General features: G+C 71.5%; 9 protein-coding genes. 3 read left to right on the forward strand and 6 right to left on the reverse strand.

All coding sequences use genetic code 11. The annotated features are described in order from the left end of the window. From selD to AB1578_19525, 3 genes are all read right to left on the reverse strand, one after another. The coding region (selD, locus tag AB1578_19515) for a selenide, water dikinase SelD (GenBank protein MEW6490083.1) at positions 1-651 on the reverse strand (651 nt) is incomplete at its 3' end. Positions 652-658: 7 nt separating this feature from the next. Continuing rightward, positions 659-1,261 (reverse strand): sulfurtransferase-like selenium metabolism protein YedF, encoded by a 603-nt coding sequence (yedF, locus tag AB1578_19520; GenBank protein ID MEW6490084.1) that lies wholly within the window; start codon positions 1,259-1,261, stop codon positions 659-661. A 164-nt stretch (positions 1,262-1,425) separates the two neighbouring features. After that, positions 1,426-2,091, reverse strand: coding sequence for an MgtC/SapB family protein (locus AB1578_19525; protein ID MEW6490085.1), 666 nt, complete (start codon positions 2,089-2,091; stop codon positions 1,426-1,428). Positions 2,092-2,241: 150 nt separating this feature from the next. Between AB1578_19525 and AB1578_19530 the strand changes: the two genes are divergently transcribed. Together AB1578_19530 and rpsT are read left to right on the forward strand one after the other, a co-directional pair. Further along, entirely contained in the window at positions 2,242-3,042 is an 801-nt protein-coding gene (locus AB1578_19530) for an alpha/beta fold hydrolase (protein MEW6490086.1), read from the forward strand. Between the two features lie 95 nt (positions 3,043-3,137). Further along, positions 3,138-3,404: a 30S ribosomal protein S20 gene (rpsT, locus tag AB1578_19535; protein ID MEW6490087.1), complete on the forward strand. Its 267-nt coding sequence runs from the start codon at positions 3,138-3,140 to the stop codon at positions 3,402-3,404. Here rpsT and holA read toward each other — a convergent pair. From holA to leuS, 3 genes are all read right to left on the reverse strand, one after another. Continuing rightward, positions 3,394-4,416 carry a DNA polymerase III subunit delta gene (holA, locus tag AB1578_19540; GenBank protein ID MEW6490088.1) on the reverse strand — a complete coding sequence of 341 codons (1,023 nt, stop codon included), beginning with the start codon at positions 4,414-4,416 and terminating at the stop codon, positions 3,394-3,396. The genes rpsT and holA overlap by 11 nt on opposite strands. Continuing rightward, entirely contained in the window at positions 4,413-4,949 is a 537-nt protein-coding gene (gene lptE / locus AB1578_19545) for an LPS assembly lipoprotein LptE (protein MEW6490089.1), read from the reverse strand. Before lptE ends, holA begins: the two co-directional genes overlap by 4 nt. 88 nt (positions 4,950-5,037) lie before the next feature. Further along, positions 5,038-7,605 carry a leucine--tRNA ligase gene (gene leuS, locus AB1578_19550; protein ID MEW6490090.1) on the reverse strand — a complete coding sequence of 856 codons (2,568 nt, stop codon included), beginning with the start codon at positions 7,603-7,605 and terminating at the stop codon, positions 5,038-5,040. A 447-nt stretch (positions 7,606-8,052) separates the two neighbouring features. Between leuS and AB1578_19555 the strand changes: the two genes are divergently transcribed. Continuing rightward, positions 8,053-8,352: alpha/beta hydrolase (locus AB1578_19555; GenBank protein ID MEW6490091.1), on the forward strand; the 300-nt coding region annotated here is incomplete at its 3' end.

An 8,352-nucleotide genomic window follows, 5' to 3' on the forward strand; every position in this document is an offset into this window, starting at 1 on the left:
GAGCTCCCCCGCGGGGCGGTTCAGTGCGGCCATGACCTCCCCCCTGGCCCGGGCGTGCTCGGGAGCGGCCAAGCCCGCCTTGACCGCCGTGGCGAGGAGCCCGAGCCCCAGGGGCTTGGTGAGCACCAGCAGGTCCCCCGGCCGGGCCCCGGCGTTGGTGAGGAGCCGGGCCGGGTCCACGAGGCCGGTCACCGCGAGGCCGTACACGAGCTCCGGGTTGTCCACCGTGTGGCCGCCGAGAAGGCTCGCCCCGGCCTCCCGCACCGCCAGGGCACCCCCCGCCAGGATCTCGGCGAGCACCAAGGGCGGGACGTCGCACGCCGGGTAGCACACGACGTTGAGGGCGGTGAGGGGGCGGCCGCCCATGGCCCAGACGTCGGAGAGGGAGTTGGCCGCGGCAATCCGGCCGAAGAGGAAGGGGTCGTCGACGACCGGCGTGATGAAGTCCACGGTCTGCACCAGGGCCCGGCTCTCGTCCAGGAGGTAGACCCCTGCGTCGTCCCCGGTGTGGAGCCCCACGAGCACGCGGGAGTCCACGGGGACGTCCAGGGAGCCGAGCGCCGCGGCCAGGTCCCCTGGCCCGACCTTGGCCCCTCAGCCCGAGGCGCGGGAGAGCGCCGTCAGGCGCAGTTCGGGGCGGCCTTCCGACATGGCTTCCTCACGAGAGGGACACGACCCGATACGAGCCGGTCAGGGTCTCCACGGTGTCGTACATGTTCGAGACCTTCCCCACCCGCAGAGCGCCCTTCTTTCCCAGGAACTCCAGGCAGGTGCCGCAGCTGAGGATCTCGGTGCCCCCCCGCTCGAGCTCGGCGAGGGCTTCGAGCGCCTCGGACCCCTCGGTGGTGAGGAAGACCCCCCGGTTGAGGAAGAGGAGCTTCGCCGGGCGCCGGCTGGCCTGGCCCAGCGTGTTCAGGAAGGCCCGCAGGAGGATCTTCCCGAGCTCGGGCTCGGGGCCCAGCCCGTCCGACGCGATGAGCACCGCGGTGGCGGCCGGCTCTGGTGTCGCAGCGGCCCCGGGCCCGGCCAGGGCCTCGGCGCACGCGCCACCGCGCACAGCGGTGACGAGCCACCCCGCGCCGTCGTCCCGCACGTCCACGGCGCAGCCCTGGGACTCGGCGAACCGGCGCACGTTCTCCCGGGCCGCGGGATCGTCCACCCGCACCGAAACCGCCCCTGCGGGCGCCGCCCCCAGGGCCGCCTTGACCCGCAGCACCGGCTCGGGGCAGGCGAGCCCCCGGCAGTCGATCGTCTCCGCCATGTCGGCGATCCTCCTCTGGACATCCTTCGGTGGCACCCGCTCCCCGCATGCTACGGGCGCGGGCGCTGCGCCAGTCAAATCGGAATCGTCGATGGCCGGCGGCGCTTCCATCCGGCCTGACGATGCCGCCCCTCCTGGTTCCGCCTCTGGGAGGGAGCCGGCCCTCAGTGCAGGGCCTGGCCGAGATCCCACAGGACCGACCGGTGGGACGCGTGGCGCGCGCAGTAGTGGAAGACCACCGTGGTCCCCCCCTCGCCGGTCTGGATGCACTCCACCCGGGTCGGCCACACCGCCGATTCGAGCACGGTCTCGAGGCGCGCGCGAGCCAGCGGCTGGTCTGGCCCTAGGCGGACCTCCATAGTGCGCATCTCGCACGCCCCCAGGATGCGCCGCTCGATCCGCCCCAGGCCGGTGAGGGTCAGCACCGTCATCACCGCGGTCAGGAGGCCCAGGAGCGGAAAGCCCGCGCCCACCACCATCCCGATGGCCGCCACGAGCCAGATGGTGGCGGCCGTCGTGAGGCCGTACACCCCCCGGCCGCTGCGCAGGATCGCGCCCGCCCCCAAAAACCCCACCCCGGTCACGATCTGCGCCGCGATGCGGGTGGTCTCGTGGGGCCCTTCGGGCGAGAGATTCGGCATGAGCTCGGAGACGATGGTGAAGAGGGTCGCCCCCAGGCAAATGAGGATGTTCGTCCGCAGTCCGGCGGGCTTTCCCTTCCACTCCCGCTCCGCACCCACGATGGCGCCGCACAGGAAGGAGACGGTCATCCGGTAGGCCACCGGCCACAGTACCTGCCCGAGCTCGGGAAACGGAAATGCCGCGCCCATGCCCTCGTCCTTCCGCGCCTTGCCGGCGCCGCCCCGGAGAACCTCCCCTTCCTTCTACCAAGAACGCCCCCGGGGCACAACGGAGGGTTGACGAAGCGGCGCGATGGGGTACTCTGCCCACCCGGTCCCTCCGCTGCACCGAGGTGCGCGATGGAGTTCTCGAAAGAAGGTTGCGGCCCTCCCCTGTTCCTTCTTCCCGGTCTCGGCTGTGACGACCGCCTGTGGCAGCCTGTGGGAGCGCTGCTGCGGGACCGATTCACCCTGTTCTACCCCCGCACCTGGGGGCGGGCCAGCCTGCCCGAGGCCGCCGTCGAGCTCGCCGACCTCCTGGACGACGCGGCAGAAGGGTCGGCGGGCGTCGCGGGCCTCTCCATGGGGGGCTACCTGGCCCTGGAGCTCCTGCGCCTGGCACCCGAGAAGGTGCGGGCCGTGGCCCTGGTGGACACAACCGCCTTCGCCGACGACCCCGAGCGGGCCGCCAAGCGGCGCCAAGTGCTGCGCCTGCTCGACGCGGGCCAGTTCCCCGAGGTGCTGGGGGCGTTTGCCGCCAGCGTGCTCGCGCCCTCCCGCGCGGCCGAGGGGCCCGCGCTCGACCTGGTGCTGGCCATGGGGCGCGACCTCGGGGCGGAGGTCTTCGCCGCGGGGGTCGGGGCCATTCTCCGGCGGATTCCCTACGAGGACGTTCTGGGGCTCATCCGGGTGCCCACCTTGATCCTGTGCGGGGAGCACGACGGCCTGACCCCCCCGGGCGTGGCGCGCCGCATGGCGGCCCAGGTGCCGGGGGCCCGCCTCGAGATCGTGCCGGGAGCCGGTCACCTGGCGCCCCTGGAGAACCCCGCCCCCGTCGCCCGCGCCCTGGCGGAGGTCCTCGGCTTCACCGGGACGGCCCGACCGAAGCAGATCCGCCCCTTCGGAGCCCCCCGGAACCCGGTCGGCCGGGGTGAAATTTGAGGGAAGAGCCGGCGCGCCGCTTGACACTGGAGCGCCGGGGATGCTAAAAGGCCGTTTTCCAAGTTTCCGAGCGTCGACGAACCGGGAGGTCCGCCTTGGCGAATCACAAGTCCGCACTCAAGAAGATCAAACAGGACGAAAAGCGCCGCCTGCGCAACAAGGCGGTTCGCACGCGGTACCGCAACCTGCTCAAGGCGGTGCTCTCGGCGATCGAGTCCAAGGATGCGGCCCAGGCCGAGACCGCCCTGAAGGCTGCGGGGCCCTACCTGCAGCAGGCGGCGGCCAAGAACGTGATCCACAAGAACAAGGCGGCGCGGCACATCTCGCGCCTGACCCAGCAGGTGGCGGCCCTCAAGGCCTGAGGGCATCCCCCTTCGACCCTCCCGCGCCCCGGCCCCCGCCGGGGCGCGTTGCGTTGGGGGACCCCGCCAGGCCCAGCACCAGGGCCTCCAGCACCTCGTCGCCGCCGCCCGACTTGAGGGCCAGATCGGCCCCCACCAGGCGCCGGAAGACTTCCCTGAGCTCGTCTCGCTGCCACCCCGCCGCCTGGCGCAGGGCGTTCTCCGCGGCAAAGGGCGGCACTCCCATGGCGGAGGCCGCCGCCCGGGGGTCGGGCCGCCGCCCGGCGTCGAGGAGCTCCCGCCCGATCCACAGGTGCCGGAAGTGGCGCGCCATCATGAAGAGGAGCCTCGGCGCGGGCTCCCCGAGCTGCACGAGCCGGCGAAGGCCCCCCAGGGCACCGGGGAGCCCGCGCTTTCCGAGCGCGTCGCAGAAGGCAAAGACCGTGGTGGTCCGGGTCTCCCCCACCAGGGCCTCCACGTCCTGGGCCGTGACGCGCCCTCCCTCCCCGGCAAACACCCGCAGCTTCTCGATTTCCTGGCTGAGCAACTGGAGGTCGGGGCCAACCCGGAGCAGCAGGGCTTCGAGAATGCGCCCGTCCACCCGCAGGCCGGCCTCTTCGGCCAGGCGCCGGGCCCAGCCGGGCAGGTCGCGCTCCCGGGGACGCGCGCACTCCACGACGCGGGCCGTGCGCAGGAGGGCCTTGGTGGACGCCAGCCGCTTGTCGAGGGCCGGTGCCAGGAAGACGAGGCAGGTGGTGGGGCTGGGGCTCTCCAGGTAGGGCAGGAGCACCTTCCACTGGTCCGCGCTCCACCGGTCCGCCGACTTGACGATCACCAGGCGCCGGGCGCCCAGGAAGGGCAGCGTGCGGGCGGCGTTGCGCACCTCCGCCGGGCTCGCCCCCGGGGCCTCGAAGACCTGGGAGTTGAGGCCGGGGTCGCCCCCCGCCAGGGCCTCGGTCCGCACCTCGGCCAGGGCCCGGTCCGCCAGGAACGCCTCTTCGCCCAGGATGCAGACCACGGGCGCGGCGGTCACGGGGCCGTCTCCAGCGCCAGACCGGCCCGCCGCAGCACCTCCCGGGCCAGATCCCGGGCCAGCAGCGCCAGCGCCCGATCCTTGTGGACGCGGGTCTCGTTGACGCCGGCGCCGGCAGGAAACTCCCGGTCCGCTCGAATGCCGCTCCCCTTCCAGAGCACCTCGCCGGAGGGGGCGGACAGGGTGGCCGTGACCTCCCCCGTGAGCACGTACTCCCGCACCAGGTCCCCCGCCACGTAGGCAGCCCCCGCCTCCGTGAGCCGGTCCAGCGCCACCGTGAGGTGGGCGTCGGCCGCGCCGCGCCGCACCAGGGCCAGGCCGCCCCGATCCACCGCCTGGCGGTTGAGCTCGGTGCCCAGGGCCGGCCCGAAAAGCGGCTCAGCACTCTCGTCAGGCACCGGCGCGATCCACAGGCTCCGGGTTCCGCCGGCCCCGTGCCCTACGATCCGGTAGCCGCACGCCGGGGCAAGCGCCCCGGCGAAGAGCGACAGGGCGATCAGCAGGAGGGCGGGAAGGCGAAGGGGGTGGTCCATTGTCCGTTGTCCGTTGTGGATGGCGGGTTGCGCGTTGCGGGTTGCGCGTTTCCCGTCACCCGTCACCCGTCACCCGTCACCCGTCGCCCTACTTCACCACCAGGTTGAGCAGCCGGCCGGGGACATAGACGGCCTTGACCAGGGTCTTTCCCTCCAGGTGGCGGCACACGTTCTCGTCGGCCAGGGCGGTGGCACGCACCTCGTCCTCGGCGGCGCCGGCGGGCACCTCGATACGGCCGCGCACCTTGCCGCTCACCTGGACCACCACCAGGACCGTCTCCCTGCGCAGCGCTGCGTCGTCCCAGGCGGGCCAGGGGGTGTGGGCCAGGGGCGTGGCGTTGTCCAGGGCCTCCCAGAGCTCTTCGGCCACGTGGGGCACCATGGGCGCCAGGAGCTTGAGGAGGGCGTCCACCGCCTCGCGAAAGACCTGCCGGCTGCCCTCGTTCTGGGGCTGAAAGGAAGCCAGCTCGTTCACGAGCTCCATGGCCGCGGCAATGGCGGTGTTGAAGTGGAAGCGGTCCTCGATGTTCTCGGTGACCTTCTTCACCGTCTCGTGGACCTTGCGCCGCAGGGCGAGCGACGCCCCTTCCAGCTCTCCTCCGGGGAAGGCGCGGGTGTCCCGGAGCCACCCCTCGTTTTCCGCCACCAGACGCCACACCCGGCGCAGGAACCGGGAAGCCCCCTCCACGCCCTCCTCGTTCCAGTCCAGGTCCTTCTCGGGCGGGGCGGCGAACAGGCTGAAGAGGCGCGCCGTGTCGGCGCCGTAGTTGCGTACCAGGTGCTCCGGGTCCACCACGTTCTTTTTCGACTTGGACATCTTCTCGGTGCGCCCCCGCTCCACCGCCGCCCCGCACTTGGCGCAGGAGCCCTCGGCCACCTCCTCGGGTAGGAGCCACCCGTGGGTGGGGCAGCGCTGGGTCTCCTTGCACACCATCCCCTGGGTGAGGAGGTTGGTGAAGGGCTCGTCCACCGCCGCGATGCCGAGATCCCGCAGCACCTTGGTATAGAAGCGCGAGTACAGCAGGTGGAGCACCGCGTGCTCGATGCCGCCGATGTACTGGTCCACGGGCATCCAGTGCTCGGTGCGCGCCTTGTCGAGCATGCCCTGGGCGAAGTCGGGGCAGGCGTACCGGGCGAAGTACCAGGAGCTCTCCACGAAGGTGTCCATGGTGTCGGTCTCCCGCCGGGCGGGCTTGCCGCAGGCGGGACACGAGGTCTCGTAGAAGGAGGGGATCTCGGCCAGGCCGGGCACCTTTTCCTGCCCGAAGTCCACGTCCTCGGGCAACGCCACCGGCAGCTCGCTCTCCGGCACCGGCACCACGCCGCAGGTCTCGCAGTGGATCACGGGTATGGGGGCGCCCCAATACCGCTGGCGCGAGATGCCCCAGTCCCGCAGCCGGTAGTTCACGGTTCCCGCTCCCCAGCCCTGCTCCTCCAGGTGGGCGGTGACCTTCGCCATGCCCTGCACGTTGGGCTCCCCGTCGAAGGGCCCGGAGCTCGCCATCCGGCCCTCTCCCACGTAGGCCTCCCCCATGGCAGCCCCGTCCAGGGCAGGGCCCTCGGGCTGGATCACCACCTTTACCGGAAGGCCGTACTTGCGCGCGAACTCGAAGTCGCGCTGGTCGTGGGCGGGCACCGCCATCACCGCGCCGGTGCCGTACTCCATGAGGACGAAGTTCGCGGCGAAGATGGGCACCCGGTCCCCCGTGAGCCGGTTCACGCAGTAGGCACCGGTGAAGACCCCCTCCTTCTCGTAGTCGTCGGCGGAGCGCTTGGTCTTGTCCTCCCGGCGCACCCGGTCCACGAAGGCGAGCACCTCCGCCTCCCGCCCGGTGCCACGGGCGAGCTCGGGAATCAGGGGATGCTCGGCGGCAAGGCTCATGAAGGTCACCCCGTAGAGGGTGTCGGGCCGGGTGGTGAAGACCCGGATCGCCCCCTCCCGGTCCGCCAGGGGAAACTCCACCTCGGCGCCGTAGGACTTGCCGATCCAGTTGCGCTGCATGGTGAGCACCTGGGGCGGCCACCCGGGAAGCCGCTCCGTCCAGCCCAGGAGCTCGTCGGCATACTGGGTGATGCGGAAGAACCAGCCCCAGAGCTCCTTTTCCCCGACCACCGTGCCGCACCGCCAGCACTGGCCCTGCTCCACCTGCTCGTTGGCGAGCACGGTCTCGCACGAGGCGCACCAGTTCACCGCCTGCTGCTTTCGGTAGGCCAGGCCCTTTTCGAGCATCTTGAGGAAGAGCCACTGCTCCCACTTGTAGTAGGAGGGGTCGCAGGTGGCGAGCTCGCGGGTCCAGTCGTAGGAGAACCCCATGCGCTGGAGCTGTTTGCGCATGTAGGCGATGTTCTCCCGCGTCCACTTGGCGGGATGCACCCCGTGCTGGATGGCCGCGTTCTCGGCCGGCAGCCCGAAAGCGTCCCACCCCATGGGGTGGAGCACGTGGAAGCCCCGCATCCGCTTGTAGCGGGCCACCACATCGCCGATGGTGTAGTTGCGCACGTGCCCCATGTGGATGCGCCCCGACGGGTAGGGGAACATCTCGAGGACGTAGTACTTGGGGCGGGAAGGGTCCTCCCCGACCTCGAAGGTCCGCTCCTCCGCCCACCGCCGCTGCCACTTCTCCTCGATCTCCTGGGGCATGTACTTGGGGTCCATCGGTGCGCTCCTCGCGACGCGGGCCGGGGACGGCAAGGACGGCCGAAAACCCGCGGGAAACCCAGAAAAACCAGAGGCGCGACGGTAGCACACGGCCTGGAGCGATTCAAGGAGGCGGGAGCCCACAGGAACCGGGCCCCTCTCCTTCCCGTGATCTCCTTTGTGGCTTCGTGCCTTCGTGTCTTCGTGGTTCCAGGGTTTCGTGCCCTTTGGTGCCGCCGACGGCACCGCTCACGAGGTGGACAGCGTCGAGACCCATCCCATCGACGGATCTCGACTTCCCCGACTTCGATTTCGATTGCGACGGGGCACGAGCCAGGCGAACATTCCTGCCTCGGTGGACTGAGCAGGCGAAGTCTCGTCGGAGGCTTGTGACGAGGGGGAGCTCACGGTGAGAAGACAACCTGTGGACGTGCCCGCCGGACTGCCCCGGGGAGATCCCGCGCCGTGACCCAGATACTGCGCTTCGTCGCCTACGCCTGTGCGGCGTACCTGGTGCTCCTGGCCGCCGTGTGGTGGTTCCAGCGGCGGCTCGTCTACTTCCCCATGGGAACCCCGCCGCCGGCGGCGCGGGTGCTGCCCGGCGCCCAGGAGCTGACCTTCGAGACACAGGACGGCTTGCAGCTCGGGGCGTGGTTCGTCCCCCCGGCCCAGGCTGCTCCGGGCGCTGCGCCCAAGGCCGCCATTGTCGTGTGCAACGGAAACGCCGGGAGCCGGGCCGACCGGGCGCTCCTGGCCGCCGCCCTG

Source organism: Thermodesulfobacteriota bacterium (assembly GCA_040756475.1).
Classification (GTDB): Bacteria; Desulfobacterota; Deferrisomatia; order Deferrisomatales; family JACRMM01; genus JBFLZB01.